Here is a 16,587-nt window from a genome sequence, read left to right as displayed (position 1 = left end):
CATCAAAACTAAAGTTGCCTTTGATAGAATAAAACCGTTTTAATATCTTTAGAAAAGACATCTTTTTTTGGGTTTTATTAGAACTATAATTTTGTTTGTTTTGACTTTTTTTCATTGGTGCAAATGTAAAAAATATTATATACGCAATGCAATCCTTTTTATAAAAAATAATTAAGATTTATAATCCAGAAACGCCTTAAGAATTAATTCATTTTCAACCGATTGATTGATTTTTATTTTTCCGATACCATCAATCAAAGCAAACTGTATGTTTCCATACTCATTTTTTTTGTCGTGTATCAACAATTCTAAAATAGGCTCTATATCTTTTTCTTCAAAAATGATATCGTCATAGATGGATTTTATGCCAGATTTTATCTCAGAGAATTCCTCTTTATTGATTAGTTGTTTATGCAACGAGATGAAACTTTCCAAGATCATCCCAACGGCTATGGCTTCTCCATGTAACAAAGTTGTTTTATTTTCATTTTCTAGAAAATAGCTCTCAATGGCATGACCCAAAGTATGACCAAAATTTAATGACTTACGAATATTTTTCTCCGTTGGATCTTGGATAACAATTTCATTTTTTATTTCAATCGAACGGTAAATTAAGGAATCAAAATCAGCAAAATCAATGGATTTTAGATCTAAAAATTGCTCCCAATAGTCCTTATCATATATTAAACCGTGTTTGAGCATTTCAGCGAGACCGGAACGCATTTCATTTTGTGGCACCGTTTCAAGATATTGAGTGTCGATAAGCACCATTTTTGGCACATTAATAACACCGATTTGGTTTTTTAAATTTCCTAAGTCGACCCCATTTTTTCCGCCTACAGAGGCATCAACCATTGATAGTAATGTGGTAGGAATGTGAATAAAATCAATTCCTCGCTTGAATGTTGAAGCAACAAAACCACCTAAATCAGTAACAACACCGCCACCCAAATTAATTATTAGGCTTTTTCTGTCGGCACCAAGTTCAGTGAGTACATTCCAAATTTGGACGCAAGTCTCAATATTTTTATTTACTTCACCTGCATCAAATTCAATGATTTCAATAGTAAGTTCAGTTTCGAGAAAAGGGAGAAATTTTGGAATGCAAAATTCATTCGTATTACTGTCAACAATAATAAAAATTTTAGAATACTTATTTTCTTTCAAATGAATATTTAAGGCTTCGTATGCTTTTTCGTTAAAATGTATTGGGTAACTGTTGGCTTGAATTGATTGCATCTTTATGGATTAATTGGAACCGCAAAATAAGGTAATTTTTGGGGAATAATATTCAAAACTCTGTCTATATTTGTACAAAAATTATAACAAATAATGGAAAAAATATTCAATAATACCCAAGTTGCCTTTTCATTAAAAAGTGATACCGAATTAGATAGAGCTTATTTCCTTTTCAAAATGATTGCTAATCAGCCTTTAGTTCGAATTGGAACCGCAGTTACAAATTTTGCTTTGAAAGCCAATCTCCCTGTTGAAGGCTTAATTCGTGCTACTGTTTTTGACCACTTTTGTGGTGGTGTAAATGAAGTAGATTGCCTATCTGTAGTGGATAAAATGTATACGAAAGGGGTTTCTTCTGTATTGGATTATTCTGTGGAAGGTAAAGAAGAAGAAGATCAGTTTGATGCTGCACTTGAAATGACTCTAAAAACAATTGAATTTGCAAAAGAACGTTTGGCTATTCCTTTTGCTGTTTTTAAACCAACCGGTTTTGGTCGTTTTGAATTGTATGAGAAATTAGGAGAGAAGCAAACGTTAACTTCTGAAGAACAAGCAGAATGGAATAGAGTAGTGGCGCGTTTTGATTTGGTTTGCAAAGATGCTCATTCTAAAAATGTAGCTCTTTTGATTGATGGTGAAGAAAGTTGGATGCAAGATGCTGCGGATGATTTAGTGACTGAAATGATGCGCAAATACAACAAAGAAAAAGCAATTGTTTTCAATACGTTGCAAATGTATCGTTGGGATCGATTGGATTACTTGAAAAAATTGCATGAGCAAGCCAAAAATGACGGATTCTTTATAGGTATGAAATTAGTCCGTGGTGCTTACATGGAAAAAGAAATGGCTCGTGCCGAAGAAAAAGGATATCCATCACCAATTTGCGCTTCAAAAGAAGCTACAGATGAAAATTACGATGCCTCAGTTCGTTACATGGTTGATCATTTAGATTTGATGTCGATTTTTGCGGGAACGCATAATGAATTAAGTACATACAAATTGATGGAATTGATGCAGGAGCAAGGCATAAAAACCAATAATGATCGAATTTGGTTTGGTCAATTGTATGGGATGAGTGATAATATCAGCTATAATTTGGCAGCTAACGGCTATAATGTGGCTAAATATTTGCCTTTTGGCCCTGTCAAAGATGTGATGCCATACTTGATTCGTCGAGCAGAAGAAAATACATCAGTAGCGGGTCAAACGAGCCGCGAATTAGCGATGATTAAAGAAGAAAGAAAAAGAAGAAAAGGGAAATAGTTTTAAAATCTCTTTCACTGAAAAAAGCTTCAATTTTTTAAAATTGGAGCTTTTTATATATAATTACGTTTAATTACTAGCTCTTATAAGTATAGTTATTAGTATATAAGTAGGAGATGTTTCCTGTTTATTGATGATTTTGAGTATAGTGTATCACTTTTTTGTTTCATTTTTTTTATAATCGAAAGTAAGTAATAAGAATAAAACAATGACGTATTTTTTTTACCATATAAGTCATTGAAGTTTCATTTGTGTAAGACTGATAACTTTAGCAACAATAAGGTCATTTAAGGTTTAATGCTTACATGACTTTTTATGTTAAATAGTATTTCACTCATTTTATAGTACGGCAATAAATAAGTCCAACTACTTACTTACTATTGTAGATAAAAATTACGTAGTTCGTTTAATTTTTATTTACAATAGTTAGTGAGATTCCTTTGCTTTTCTATTTTCTTTTAAGTCAAGTTCTTCTTTGGACATTCGACTGTATCCTGAAAAAACAACCTTCAATGTCAATTTTAACTTTTTTTTACCGAGGTACTGAATCTCCGGTTAATCGCATGATTAATAAAAGGTTATTCTCATAGATTAATAGGCGTTCTGAGTCATTCAACCTCTTTGTTACACTAAAGAGGTTTCAAATGAAGAGATACTTTTTATAGTAGTTTTTACGAAAGCTATCAATATACTTTTTAGTATAAATTAATATATACTTTTTAGTATATATTGAAAAACAATGTTTACATTTGTCTTATAGGTTTATTTAAATATTAAAAATCCATTATTAAAACATCAAACTTTTAAACAATGAAAATAACAGCACAAGACGAGTATGGCTTAAGACTATTAGTCCGGATTGCAAAATGTAATGATCAGTCCGGCTTGAGCATTCCTCAGCTCAGTGAAGCCGAAGGATTATCGCAACCCAATGTTTCTAAATTGACCCGAATCCTTCGTATGGAAGGTTTAATTAATAGTACCAAAGGACATGTTGGAGGATATGTATTGGCCAGACCTGCAAATACGATAACAGTAAACGACATTTTGAATGCCTTAGGCGGGCGGTTATTTGACGAACAATTTTGCGTCAATCATGTTGGCGTAATGAAAATATGTAGCAATTCAGTTGATTGCTCCATTCGATCGCTTTGGACCATAGTTCAATCTGCAATAGATAAGTTACTAGATACCATCACACTATCTGATTTGTCCCATGGTGAAAAAGAAGCTACAGTTACTTTTAAAAGTTTATTTGAAGAAATAAGTGGAGAAAATAAAGAATTATTATAATCATTAATTAGAAATAGAATGATAACAGTTTCAGAAAATGCAAAAGAACACGCATTAAGTTTAATAGCAAACGAAAACAGCCCAGAAGGAACCTTTATAAGAGTAGGTGTGGATGGTGGCGGATGTTCCGGTCTTACTTATAAACTCGTGTTTGACAATGTGATTACAGAGAGCGATAAGGTTTTTGAAGACAAAGGAATAAAGATTGCCGTTGACAAAAAAAGTTTTCTCTATTTAATAGGTACGGAGCTCGATTATGTGGGAGGCTTAAACGGAAAAGGATTTGTATTTGTTAATCCAAATGCAAGCAGAACTTGCGGTTGTGGAGAATCGTTTGGCGTTTAATATTGGATTTAAGCCTTAAAAGCTGGAAGTATTTCTTGCAAAATTCCAAACACTATAAAAATAGAAAAAATGGCAATTATAATTACAGATGAATGTATTAATTGTGGCGCTTGTGAACCAGAATGTCCGAATAATGCAATCTACGAAGGGGGCGATGAATGGCGCTTTGCTGATGGAACAGCCATAAAGGGAATGTTTACCTCAAAAAGCGGATTGACTGCCGATGCAAATGAACCGCAAGAACCTGTATCCAATGATGTTTATTACATAGTACCTGATAAATGCACCGAGTGTGTTGGTTTTCATGATGAGCCTCAATGTGCCGCTGTTTGTCCTGTTGATTGCTGTGTAGATGATGAAAATTGGCGCGAAAGCGAAGAAGAATTATTTGCCAAAAAAGATAGTTTGCATTTAATAATTTAATCAAAATGATTTTTGGGATCGGGAATTACCGATGAACAAAATAACAATAGTAAAACTTAAATAGTATGAACGAGGTTTTAGAACAAAAACTCAGCACGGAATACAAATACGGGTTTGTTACCGATATTGATGCTGACAACGCACCGAAAGGATTGAATGAAGATATTATTCGTTTTATTTCTGCAAAGAAAAACGAACCCGAATGGATGTTAGACTATCGCTTAACGGCTTTCCGTCATTGGATAACAATGGAAGAACCAAAATGGGCTCATGTTTCTTACCAAAAACCAGACTTTCAGGATATCATTTATTACTCGGCTCCAAAGCCAAAAGCAGTATTAAACAGTTTAGATGAAGTAGATCCTGAATTATTGAAAACATTTCAGAAACTCGGTATTTCAATCTTGGAACAAGAACGTTTAACAGGCGTTGAAAACAGAATAGCTCTGGATATTATTGTCGACAGCGTTTCGGTCTCAACAACATACAAAAAAACATTGGCTGAAAAAGGAATTATATTTTGCTCCTTCGGAGAAGCAATTCAGGAACATCCAGAATTGGTGCAAAAATATATGAGCTCTGTTATTCCCTACACCGACAACTTTTATGCAGCTCTGAACTCCGCCGTATTTACAGATGGTACGTTTTGTTATGTTCCAAAAGGAGTTCGCTGTCCGATGGAACTTTCGACTTATTTCAGAATAGAAGCGGCTGGAACTGGGCAATTTGAACGCACCTTAATTATTGCTGATGAAGATTCATATGTGAGTTACCTCGAAGGCTGTACGGCACCGATGCGTGATGAAAATCAATTGCACGCAGCCGTTGTAGAGCTCGTGGCACATAAAAATGCACAGATAAAATACAGCACCGTACAAAACTGGTATCCAGGTGATAAAGATGGTAAAGGAGGTATTTTCAACTTTGTTACAAAACGTGGCATTTGTTTGGAAGAAAATTCTAAAATCTCTTGGACACAAGTAGAAACAGGCTCTGCAATTACTTGGAAATACCCATCGGTGATTTTAAAAGGCGACAATTCTATAGGTGAATTCTATTCTGTTGCCCTCACCAATAACTATCAGCAAGCCGATACTGGAACAAAAATGATCCACATTGGTAAAAATACTAAAAGTACTATCATATCCAAAGGGATTTCGGCAGGCTATAGTAACAATAGTTACAGAGGGTTAGTCCGTATTGGAAAAGGCGCAGAAAATGCCCGTAATTTTTCGCAATGCGATAGTTTATTGATGACTGATCAATGCGGTGCACATACCTTTCCATACATCGAAATAAAAAACAACACCGCCATTGTCGAGCATGAAGCAACAACTTCAAAAATTGGTGAAGACCAACTATTTTATTGCAAACAAAGGGGTATTGATACGGAAAAAGCTATTGGTCTAATCGTAAATGGCTATTGCAAAGACGTATTAAGTCAATTGCCAATGGAGTTTGCTGTTGAAGCGCAAAAATTATTGGAGGTTTCCTTGGAAGGCTCAGTAGGATAAGGAGAGATCTTTTATAACCTATAAATTTTAACTCATAAATTTTAAAAAAATGCTATCAATAAAAAATCTACACGCGTCAATTGACGGGAAAGAAATATTAAGAGGAATTAATCTAGAAATAAAAGCGGGAGAAGTACATGCTATTATGGGCCCTAACGGTTCTGGAAAAAGCACCTTATCTGCAGTGCTTGCAGGGCGTTCCGAATACGAAGTTACAGAAGGTGAAATAATCTATAACGGTATAAATTTATTAGAACTAGAAGCGGAAGATAGAGCTAGAGAAGGCATATTTCTTGCGTTTCAATATCCCATTGAAATTCCGGGAGTAAGCAATATTAATTTTTTAAAAACAGCTATTGGTGAAATTCGCGCTTACAAAGGTTTGGAACCTCTGGCAGCAAAAGAGTTTTTAACACTGTTGAAAGAAAAGCAAAAATTAGTTGAGATAGATAAAGCACTTATCAGTCGCTCGATAAACGAAGGTTTTAGCGGTGGTGAAAAAAAACGAAATGAAATATTTCAAATGGCAATGCTGGAGCCAAAACTTTCCATACTTGACGAAACCGATAGTGGACTTGATATTGATGCCTTACGAATTGTTGCCAACGGCGTGAATAAATTAAAATCGAAAGATAACGCAACCATTGTTATCACGCATTATCAAAGGTTGTTGGATTATATTATCCCCGATGTTGTTCACGTTTTATATAATGGAAAAATTGTGAAAACAGGGCCAAAAGAATTGGCTTTAGAACTAGAAGAAAAAGGATATGATTTTATTAAAGAAGTAGAAGAAGTAGAAGCTTAATTTAGTACAAAATGGAAACAGCAATTAAAACCAGTACGATAAAAGATAAATTGATTTTTGAATTTGAGACATCAAAATTATTTTTATTCGGCGATACACAACTTCGTGATCAGGCGATGGAAAGCTTTTACAAACAAGGCATTCCAGACCGAAAGCATGAAGAATATAAATACACTCCTATCGCTTTAATGCTGAAAGGGGAATTTGATTTCTCGACCAGTAAAAACTGCAGCGATGAGCAAATCGAGCCGCTGAAATTTTTAAAAGAGGCTTATAATGTAATTATCGAAAACGGTATTTTTGTGGAAGGATTATCTAATTTAGAAAATCTTCCAAAAGGGGTAACGATTTGCAGTTTAGTAAATGCGGCAACTAGCAATTCTGCTCTTTTTGAAAAACATTATGCACAATATGCAGATATAAAAACGGATCCATTTATTGCGTTAAATACCGCAATGACTAAAGATGGCGTATTTATTCATATTGCAAAAAATGTGATAATTGAAAAACCGATACACGTCATTCACATTTCAACAGCATCCAAAAGCACCATTATTCATCCACGTAATTTAATCGTGGTGGATGAAAATGCGCAAGCAAAAATTATTGAATCGTTTGAAACGGTTGATTCTAAAGCCAAAACATTCAGTAATGCAGTAACAGAAATTGTAGTCGATAAGCACGCTATTCTAGATCATTATAAAATTCAGGATGAAAATGAGTTGGGTTATTTAATGAATACCACACAAGTAATTCAAAAGAAACAAAGCGTATTTTCTACCCATACTTTTACCGTGAGTGGCGCATTAGTTCGCAATAATTTAACTTTAGTGTTAGATGATGAACATATCGAATCGCATTTGAACGGATTGTATATAACTGCAGGAAATCAAGTAGTTGATAATCATACTGTCGTAGATCACCGCAAGCCAAATTGCAACAGCAACGAGCTTTACAAAGGGATTATTGACGGAAAGTCAACCGCTACTTTTAATGGAAAAATATTTGTTAGAAAAGATGCTCAAAAAACAAATGCATTTCAATCCAATAAAAATATTTTACTAAGCGAAGACGGAACAATCAATACAAAACCGCAATTAGAAATTTATGCCGATGATGTAAAATGTTCGCACGGGACATCCACCGGAAAATTAGATCAAGAAAAAATATTTTACCTACAGGCTCGTGGAATAGGTCTAACAAATGCTAAAAAATTATTGATGCACGCCTTCGCTTCGGAAGTTGTGAACACTCTAAAAATTGAGGCTTTGCGTGACTATATTGAAGGAAAGATTGCTAAAACATTTGAATAAAAGATATGGCAGCAGAAATTATTACACAAAATATGGAGCTTGCGCAAAAGGCTATCAATACCCTTAAAACTTGTTACGACCCGGAAATTCCAGTTGATATTTGGGAGTTAGGATTGATTTACGAACTCAATATTGATATAGAGAACAATCTTACTATTCTAATGACTTTAACATCACCATCCTGTCCTGTAGCTGAAACCTTGCCCCCTGAAACAGAACAAAAATTACGTGAAATAGAGGGAATTAAATCAGCAAAAATAACAATGACTTATAGCCCGCCTTGGGAAAAAGAAATGATGAGCGAAGAGGCAGAACTCGAATTAGGATTTATGTAAAATCTCCACCCAACCTCCCCAAAGGAGAGGAGCAAAAAAGAAATAGATGAAGGAAATAATTAATAAAGTAGCATTAAGTGGCATCATCACCATTGACCTCGAAACGTTTTACCCTCAGGGTGATCGTGTAGTATTGGATATAAAAGAGCATTTATTTCAAGGTTTAATATTAAAAGAAAAAGACTTTAGGGAATTTGTTAAGAATGAAGATTGGAGCAAATACACAGATAAATACGCTGCCCTTATTTGTTCTGCCGATGCTGTTGTTCCAACTTGGGCTTATATGCTGTTAGCAATTCAATTAGAGCCTTACGTAAAAAGGGTTGTGTTTGGTGATTTAGAAACACTGGAAACCATTTTGTATAATGAGATCCTTAACAAACTAAATTTCGATGAATATAAAGATGCTCGCGTCGTGATTAAGGGTTGTGGCCATTTACCAGTTCCTAAAGCGGCTTATGTCGAAATCACCAGGCTTTTACGACCAATTGCAAAAAGTGTTATGTATGGCGAAGCTTGTTCTATGGTTCCGTTATACAAGCAGCCCAAACAAATTTAAATTTGGAAAACGACTAAATACCATATTCTTTAAATAGGAATAGAATAGCTACTCAATAATTAAAAAAACCATAATCGCCTTCCTGAATTTATGAATAAAAGGAATTAAAAATGGAATAGTATTAAAAGAAATAAAAAAAGAGAGAGAGGAACTAATTATTGATAATCATTCCAAAATTATAATATGCTGGGATTATAACACAATAATAACCGTCAGAAGTAGCTATAGTTTCGAAATAAGGAAAGAAAAGTAGCCCGATACAAAAATAATTAATTAGCATTTCAATAATCCACTAGGTTACAGCTTTACAAATAAAATAGTGTGGGCATAATTTTTTAAAATAAAATGGAGACAATAAAAAAAATAAACATTGGTATGAAACATATCGCAACACTTACTGGCCACAGCGGCTGTGTATATGCGATGGATAAAGGCACATCTGAAAATACTGTTTTTACAGCGGGCAGTGATATGTTTATCGCATTATGGAATTTAGAAACTCTGCAAGCCGAAAAATTTTCGGCATCTTTACCTGCTGCTGTTTATGCTATTTGTCATATTCCTGAAAAAAAATTATTGCTTGCGGGAACAACAACCGGAAGTATTCACATCCTTGATTTAGAGAAAAAGGAAGAAATAAAAATGCTGCAACATCATACGGCACCGATTTTTGATATCAAATATTCCTTAGAAACCAATTGCTTTTATACAGCCGGTGGCGATGGTAATTTTGCCGTTTGCTCACTTGATACTTTGTCATTGATTAAAATGAAAAAACTATCCAAGGAAAAAGTACGCAGCATTGATTTTAATTATACCACTTCCGAAATAGCGGTTGCACTAGGGGACTGTAATATTCTTGTATTTGACCTGCATACATTGGATTATAAAAAAGATTTTATTGGGCATGGACTTGCATCAAATGTTGTGCGTTACAGCCCTGATGGTAAATTTCTTTTGACTGGAGGAAGAGATGCACATTTAAACATATGGCAAGTAGGAAATTATGATTTAGTAAAGTCAATTCCTGCACATAATTGGGCAATTTACGATATTGTATATAATCCTGATGCGACCTTATTTGCTACTGCCAGCCGTGATAAAACTATCAAAATTTGGGATGCAAAAACGTTTCAATTATTAAAACGCATCACCAAAGAAAATTTTGATGCTCACACACATTCGGTAAACAAATTAATTTGGAGTACTTATAATAACTATTTAGTTTCTGTAGGTGATGATAGATTGGTTATGGTAAGAGAAGTAAATAGTTTTTAGAACAAAAAATTAATGAAATAAAAGGAGGCCAAAATGAATATTACGAAAGAACAAGTTTTAGAAGCTTTAAAAAATGTCGAAGATCCTGATTTAAAAAAGGATTTGGTAACCCTTGGCATGATCAAGGATTTAGAAGTAGAGGGAAAAAACGTAAGTTTTACCGTAGTACTTACAACGCCTGCTTGCCCAATGAAAGAATTGATTCACAAGGCTTGTGTAAATTCAATTTTACATTTTATAGATGAAGAAGCGAATGTAAATGTGAAAATGACTTCCGATGTTTCCTCTCGAAAAAGCGGAGGACCTTTGTTACCAAATGTTAAAAATATTATAGGAGTAGCATCCGGCAAAGGTGGTGTTGGGAAATCAACGGTGGCTTCAAACCTAGCTTTGGCTTTGGTAAAACTAGGTGCATCGGTTGGTTTGGTAGATGCCGATATTTATGGACCTTCACAAACCATTATGTTTGATGTAATGGATGCAAAGCCAATGATTAAAGAGATTAATGGTGTAAATAAAATGATTCCCGTAGAAAGTTTTGGAGTAAAATTATTATCCATCGGATTTTTTGTAGATACTTCCCAAGCGCTAGTCTGGCGTGGACCAATGGCATCAAAAGCGGTTGTCCAATTGTTTCAGGAAGCAGAATGGGGGGAATTAGATTATATGATTATTGATTTACCTCCCGGAACTGGCGACATTCATTTATCACTGGTTGGTGCCGTTCCTTTGAACGGAGTTGTAATTGTAAGCACTCCTCAATTTGTGGCTTTGGCTGATGCCAAAAAAGGAGTTGGAATGTTTCAATTACCGTCTATAAATGTACCCGTTTTAGGCATTGTAGAAAATATGGCTTATTTCAGTCCGCCCGACGAGCCGGAGAAACGCTATTATATTTTTGGTAAAGACGGAGCAAAAAAGCTTGCCGAAGAATTAGAAGTTCCGTTGTTGGGAGAAATACCATTAGTACAAAATATTTGTGAATCTGGTGATCTAGGTCGCCCCGCTGTGCTGCAGGAAAACACACCCCAAGCTATTGCCTACATGGAAATGGCACGCAAGGTGGCGCAGCAAGTGTCTATACAAAATGCAAAAGTACCAGCTCAAGTGGCAGATGTTAAATGGTAAAATCAATAATATAACACCTATCTTTTTTTCGATAAAAGTTTAAATAAATATAAAAAAATGAACGCACCAATCTCCATTTATACCGAAATGACGCCTAATCCCGTCACAATGAAATTTGTACTGACCTTTTTGTTAATCGATGAGGAAGGCAAAAGCATTGAATTCCGAACAAAAGAAAAGGCAGCCATTTCTCCTCTTGCCACAAAAATATTTGAACTTCCTTATGTAAAAGGCGTTTTTATTACTTCCAATTTTATTACCGTAACCAAGGACGAAAGCTTTGAATGGTATGAGGTAATACCGGAAATTAAGGAGCTAATTAAAGCAAAGCTTGCCCTAAAAGAACCTCTTCTCGATGGCGAATTAATTGAAGAAAAATCAGAAGTACCGGTAAACATTTCTGGGGATATTGAACAAAAAATAATTTCAATTCTTGATGAATATATTCGGCCAGCCGTTGAAGGAGATGGTGGCGCCATTCATTTCAAATCTTTCGAAAACGGAACCGTAACCGTGATGCTGAAGGGTTCTTGTCACGGCTGCCCTTCTACTAATACTACTTTGAAAATGGGTGTTCAAAATATGCTACGAGAAATGGTTCCCGAAGTGAAAAAAGTAGTTACGGAAACAGCTTAAAAAAAGTAAGAAAATGTCAAATAATGATATTCAAATAGCCCAAGATCCAAGGTATAAAACCAAACTGGATTAGCTTAGCCATTTATAAAGTTTAAAGGTTAGTTGGAATCTAATAAAAAAACCAATTATTTTTATAAATTAAGCATGCAATTATTTTGCAAAAGACTCTTCAATATGACTAATACTTTCACAAAAAATAATGAATAATAGAATTGAACAATTACAAGAATTTTTGAAGGAAGATAGCAACGACTCTTTTCTGAAATACGCATTGGCATTAGAATATGTTTTGGTTAAAGAAAAGGATACCGCTGTAAATTACTTTTTGAAATTGTTAAATGATGATGAAAATTATGTAGCGAGTTATTATCAATTGGGGAAATTATATGAGTCGCTGAATGAAGTAGACAAAGCAGCTGAAATTTATAAAAGAGGAATTGAGATTGCCAAAAAAATGGGGAATAAAAAAACGTTATTGGAATTACAAGAAGTTTACAATATGCTTCTAGGGATTGATGAAGACGAATTTTGATTATCTTTCTTTTATTAAACTGAAATTTCAAACTTTCAAACGCGCTCGAGAGGAAATTAATATATAAGTCAATATGAAAAATTATTCAACAGAAGGGACTATTGTTCTTGGTGGAATCAAAACTAGCGATTCATACTATTCTTATGGACACAGCCAATCCGATGTATATGACTGGCTATCGGATATCGTTGTACCACTTGATGATAAAGTTTACACTATTATTGAGATAAAATTCAAAGGATCCCGAAAGGAATTTTATCTTAACGATCAAAACATAGATTTAAAAAATGGAGAATTAGTTCTAGTTGATGGCAATAAGGGTGGTTATGATGTTGGGCATGTTTCCTTAACTGGGGAACTAGTAAGTTTGCAGCTCAAGAAAAAGAATGTGCGTAGCGAAGATATTTTAAAAAAAATCCAACGCAAAGCAACCTCCTATGATACAAGTAAATGGAAGCTTGCCAAAGAAATGGAATTAGATACGATGTGTAAAGCACGCGTGATAGCCAAAGAGCTCGGTTTATCAATGAAACTAACCGATGTGGATTATCAGGGTGATAAAACTAAAGCCACATTTTATTACACCGCCGAAGGACGTGTGGATTATCGAGAGTTAATTAAATGCCTTTTCGAAGCCTTTCATGTGCGGATAGAGATGTGTCAAATTGGGTTGCGTGAAGAAGCAAATCGCATTGGCGATATAGGTCCTTGTGGAAGCTATTTGTGTTGCCAAACTTGGTCAACTAATTTTAAAACCGATTCTCCTTGGGTAGGTCCTCACAAAAAAAATTCATTATATAAGCGACAAGGTGATAAATTTGAATGCTACATCAATGATGAAAGCGAAAATAATCAACTAATTAAATCGGATGCTTGGCACGATGAGGCACAAACACAAAAAAAGCCTGAAGTTGTAAAGCCTCTATCCTATGTAAATGTTGTTGGTCAGGATAGTATAACTCGTTTTGATACTAAAGGGAGTGAGCTTAAAAAACACCATATTAAAAATAAGAAACGCAAACCAGAATAATTAATTAAAAAAAATAACCATGTCAGAACATTAAGTTAATTGAAGTTGGAAAAATGAGTTAGATGGTTTCTCCTATAAAAATTATGATCGTACCCATCTGCGACCAAAAATAACCTTTACAGGAGATAGCATTCCAGATGAAACGATACTAAATGAAATTCACCATCGCGCCCACACGGAGTGTTTTATTGCAAACTCAGTTTTACAGAGATAATTATTGAACCAGTATTTTTATAAAATATAAATCAGAAATACGATGTTACAACCCATTCATCAGCTAAGTTTTTTTAGTTTCATGGTTTAATTGCTGCTTAAAATCGAAGGTATTGTATTTCTAATTGATTCTGATTTCCAGACTAATTAGCGCTTTTAAAATTGTAGAATTAAAAACTCCCTCTCTTTTGGAGAGGGGTAATCAAAAGGTTAAGAATTACTAAACTGGAGATTACTTAAATTTTTATAGATTCCATTTTCTAAGGCAATTAATTCCTGATGTGTTCCTTGCTCTGAAATTTTACCATTGTCTAAAACTAAAATTTGATCTGCGCTGCGAATGGTTGACAAACGATGCGCTATAATGATACTGGTTCTTCCTTGCATCAAAATTTCTAAAGCTTCTTGAACCTGTTTTTCGCTTTCGCTATCTAATGACGATGTGGCTTCATCTAAAATTAAAATACTTGGATTTTTTAATAACGCTCTTGCAATTGCAATGCGTTGTCTTTGCCCACCAGACAATTTAATTCCTCTTTCACCCACAATAGTTTCAAATTTTTCAGGAAAACTTTCGATAAAAGTTAAAGCATTAGCTTGTCGTGCAGCTAAAATAATTTCCTCATCAGTAGCATTGGGTTTTCCGTAGGCAATATTTTCTTTAATGGTACCTCCAAATAATATCACATCTTGAGGAACTATGCTCATATTTCCTCGAAGATTTTCTAAATCATAATCGTAAATATTTTTTCCGTCAATCAATATCTCTCCGTTATCAATGTTATAAAAACGCAATAGGAGCGAAGCGATAGTAGATTTCCCAGTTCCACTAGGTCCCACAATCGCTATTTTTTGACCAAAATTAGCGGTAAAACTAACGTCTTTCAATACTTTTATTTCTTTTCTGGAATGGTAGCTAAAAGCCACATTTTTGAAAGTAACGTTTCCTTTTATTTTTTGAGCTGTTTCATTTTGAGTTGAATTAATTTTTTCAGGCGTTTCGTCTAATAATTCAAAAACGCGTTCCGTTGCTCCAATAGCTTTCTGAATTTGCGCATAAAGTTCTGCAATTCCGCCAAAAGAAGCTCCTACAAACGTAGAATACAGGACAAAAGAGATTAATTGTCCGACACTCATTTCTCCACTAATACTCAATCGAACACCAAACCAAACTACGGCAACAATGGCTCCAAAAAGACAGAAAATAATAAATGAAGCAAAGTAACCTCGGTATTTTCCACCTTTAATGGCTATTTTAACGACTTCCTTTATTTTTCCGTTATAGCGGGCAATTTCGTACCATTCATTGGCAAAAGCCTTTACAATACTGATTCCTTGCATGGTTTCTTCAACTATTACTTGACTTTCAGCCACTTTGTCTTGAACATTTTTTGAGTATTTTCTAATAAATCGCCCAAAAATAACTGCCGCAACAGCAACAAGCGGAACAACGGATAACATCAACAATGTCAATTTGATACTTTCATTTGCCAATAAAAGAACGCCACCAATAATTAGAATAAATTGTCTTAGGAATTCGGCTATGGTTGATGTTAAGGTATCTTGTATTTGGGTGATATCAGAACTGATTCGGCTGTTTAATTCCCCAACACGTTTTTGCGAGAAGAAAGACATAGGTAATTTTACCAAATTACTATAAAGTGCTAGTCTCAGATTCGCAAGTGTGTTTTCAGTAAAATTGACAAATAGATATAGTCTAAAAAACGAAAAAATCGATTGTAGAAATAAGATTACGATTAGTCCTCCTGCAATCATATTAGCCTGAGAGTTGTCTTTGTTTTTTACGCAATCAATAAGCATTCCCATCAATTTAGGAAAGGCAAGGGCAGTCGCTCCAGTGAATAATAAAAAAATTAAACCTACATAAAATTTCCAACGGTGATTTCCTGCATATTGAAATATTACAGTCGCTTTTTGGAGTGAACTTGCAGTAATTTTTGATTTTGGTAAATCGTTTTCTTTGAATCTTGCCATTATTTATTATTTATGGGACAAATGTAAGACTATACGAAGTCAATACAAAAAAATCATTCCGTTTCATCCTTTATTTAAAATGCTGTGAAAGAGTAAGAAAGAATATTTATCGTAAATTTTAATAATTTTTTTTAAAAAAGTGTTTGTATATATGGATTCTAAGTGTATATTTGCACCAGCAAAAACGGTTACGAAAGTTACTTAATTGTTATAGGGCGATTAGCTCAGCTGGTTCAGAGCACCTCGTTTACACCGAGGGGGTCGGGGGTTCGAACCCCTCATCGCCCACAAAAAACTCCATTAGAAATAATGGAGTTTTTTTTATTTAATACTATTGAGTATTTTATTATTTTCTACCTCTTTAATGGATCATAACGAAAACCCGTGGAGTAGCAAAAATTAAGCGTAAATATTTGTTAGTCTGAAAAGGAAAAACTCTATGTTCCTCACGCCTCTAAATTGAGATCTAAACGCTTTTATTTTTGCATTAAAGGATTCTGCAGAAGCATTGGTACTTCTGTTGTCAAAATAGTTTACTATCGTTTGGTAATGATTCTGTATTGATCTAGATATTGTATTAAATGATTTAAACTCAGCCTGAGCTACTTTTTCATGCCATCTAGCTAATTTGCTTAGACCATAAATTTTATCGGTGGTATTCTCAAAAACATTCCGTAAGTCTT

Annotated in this window: 17 protein-coding genes and 1 tRNA gene; 15 read left to right on the top strand and 3 right to left on the bottom strand. The window is 34.3% G+C overall.

The annotated features are described in order from the left end of the window. Positions 1-171: 171 nt before the first annotated feature. Complete coding sequence (aroB, locus tag E0F91_RS10860) at positions 172-1,239, bottom strand: 3-dehydroquinate synthase (protein WP_132066564.1); 1,068 nt, start codon at positions 1,237-1,239, stop codon at positions 172-174. Between the two features lie 93 nt (positions 1,240-1,332). Here aroB and E0F91_RS10855 point away from each other — a divergent pair, with 93 nt between their 5' ends. The 14 genes from E0F91_RS10855 to E0F91_RS10790 all read left to right on the top strand — a co-directional run bounded on the left by E0F91_RS10855 (position 1,333) and on the right by E0F91_RS10790 (position 13,696). Next, entirely contained in the window at positions 1,333-2,502 is a 1,170-nt protein-coding gene (locus tag E0F91_RS10855) for a proline dehydrogenase family protein (RefSeq protein ID WP_132066563.1), read from the top strand. A gap of 810 nt (positions 2,503-3,312) precedes the next feature. After that, positions 3,313-3,795: an RrF2 family transcriptional regulator gene (locus E0F91_RS10850; RefSeq protein ID WP_073351071.1), complete on the top strand. Its 483-nt coding sequence runs from the start codon at positions 3,313-3,315 to the stop codon at positions 3,793-3,795. 18 nt (positions 3,796-3,813) lie between these two features. Beyond that, on the top strand, positions 3,814-4,140 hold the full coding sequence (locus tag E0F91_RS10845) for a HesB/IscA family protein (protein WP_074723354.1): 327 nt from the start codon (positions 3,814-3,816) through the stop codon (positions 4,138-4,140). 69 nt (positions 4,141-4,209) lie between these two features. Next, positions 4,210-4,563, top strand: a complete 354-nt coding sequence (locus E0F91_RS10840) for a 4Fe-4S dicluster domain-containing protein (protein WP_132066562.1) — start codon at positions 4,210-4,212, stop codon at positions 4,561-4,563. A 65-nt stretch (positions 4,564-4,628) separates the two neighbouring features. After that, positions 4,629-6,077, top strand: coding sequence for a Fe-S cluster assembly protein SufB (gene sufB / locus E0F91_RS10835; protein ID WP_132066561.1), 1,449 nt, complete (start codon positions 4,629-4,631; stop codon positions 6,075-6,077). Between the two features lie 49 nt (positions 6,078-6,126). Next, the gene (gene sufC / locus E0F91_RS10830) at positions 6,127-6,885 is read left to right on the top strand and encodes a Fe-S cluster assembly ATPase SufC (RefSeq protein WP_132066560.1); all 759 of its coding nucleotides are present in this window, start codon (positions 6,127-6,129) and stop codon (positions 6,883-6,885) included. Between the two features lie 11 nt (positions 6,886-6,896). Further along, positions 6,897-8,198 (top strand): Fe-S cluster assembly protein SufD, encoded by a 1,302-nt coding sequence (gene sufD, locus E0F91_RS10825; RefSeq protein WP_132066559.1) that lies wholly within the window; start codon positions 6,897-6,899, stop codon positions 8,196-8,198. Between the two features lie 5 nt (positions 8,199-8,203). Then, positions 8,204-8,533, top strand: a complete 330-nt coding sequence (locus tag E0F91_RS10820) for an iron-sulfur cluster assembly protein (protein ID WP_132066558.1) — start codon at positions 8,204-8,206, stop codon at positions 8,531-8,533. A gap of 46 nt (positions 8,534-8,579) precedes the next feature. Beyond that, on the top strand, positions 8,580-9,092 hold the full coding sequence (locus E0F91_RS10815) for a DUF2480 family protein (protein WP_132066557.1): 513 nt from the start codon (positions 8,580-8,582) through the stop codon (positions 9,090-9,092). A 345-nt stretch (positions 9,093-9,437) separates the two neighbouring features. Next, positions 9,438-10,370: a WD40 repeat domain-containing protein gene (locus tag E0F91_RS10810; RefSeq protein WP_132066556.1), complete on the top strand. Its 933-nt coding sequence runs from the start codon at positions 9,438-9,440 to the stop codon at positions 10,368-10,370. 33 nt (positions 10,371-10,403) lie between these two features. Then, positions 10,404-11,498 (top strand): Mrp/NBP35 family ATP-binding protein, encoded by a 1,095-nt coding sequence (locus tag E0F91_RS10805; protein ID WP_132066555.1) that lies wholly within the window; start codon positions 10,404-10,406, stop codon positions 11,496-11,498. A gap of 57 nt (positions 11,499-11,555) precedes the next feature. Continuing rightward, complete coding sequence (locus tag E0F91_RS10800) at positions 11,556-12,134, top strand: NifU family protein (protein WP_132066554.1); 579 nt, start codon at positions 11,556-11,558, stop codon at positions 12,132-12,134. 199 nt (positions 12,135-12,333) lie between these two features. After that, positions 12,334-12,666 carry a tetratricopeptide repeat protein gene (locus E0F91_RS10795; RefSeq protein ID WP_132066553.1) on the top strand — a complete coding sequence of 111 codons (333 nt, stop codon included), beginning with the start codon at positions 12,334-12,336 and terminating at the stop codon, positions 12,664-12,666. Positions 12,667-12,739: 73 nt separating this feature from the next. Then, the gene (locus E0F91_RS10790) at positions 12,740-13,696 is read left to right on the top strand and encodes a PSP1 domain-containing protein (protein ID WP_132066552.1); all 957 of its coding nucleotides are present in this window, start codon (positions 12,740-12,742) and stop codon (positions 13,694-13,696) included. 423 nt (positions 13,697-14,119) lie between these two features. On the opposite strand, the gene E0F91_RS10785 is transcribed toward E0F91_RS10790, so the two are convergent. Continuing rightward, positions 14,120-15,904 (bottom strand): ABC transporter ATP-binding protein, encoded by a 1,785-nt coding sequence (locus E0F91_RS10785; RefSeq protein ID WP_132066551.1) that lies wholly within the window; start codon positions 15,902-15,904, stop codon positions 14,120-14,122. A 213-nt stretch (positions 15,905-16,117) separates the two neighbouring features. Here E0F91_RS10785 and E0F91_RS10780 point away from each other — a divergent pair. Then, a tRNA-Val gene (locus tag E0F91_RS10780) sits at positions 16,118-16,192 on the top strand. Between the two features lie 111 nt (positions 16,193-16,303). Here the strand turns inward: E0F91_RS10780 and E0F91_RS10775 are convergent. Continuing rightward, a partial coding sequence (locus E0F91_RS10775) for a transposase (RefSeq protein WP_165930120.1) occupies positions 16,304-16,587 on the bottom strand: 284 nt, incomplete at its 5' end.

This window comes from Flavobacterium sandaracinum (assembly GCF_004349135.1).
Taxonomy (GTDB): Bacteria; Bacteroidota; Bacteroidia; order Flavobacteriales; family Flavobacteriaceae; genus Flavobacterium; species Flavobacterium sandaracinum.
Note: the sequence above shows the minus strand (reverse complement) of the source record. Positions and strands in the feature narration are given on the sequence as shown.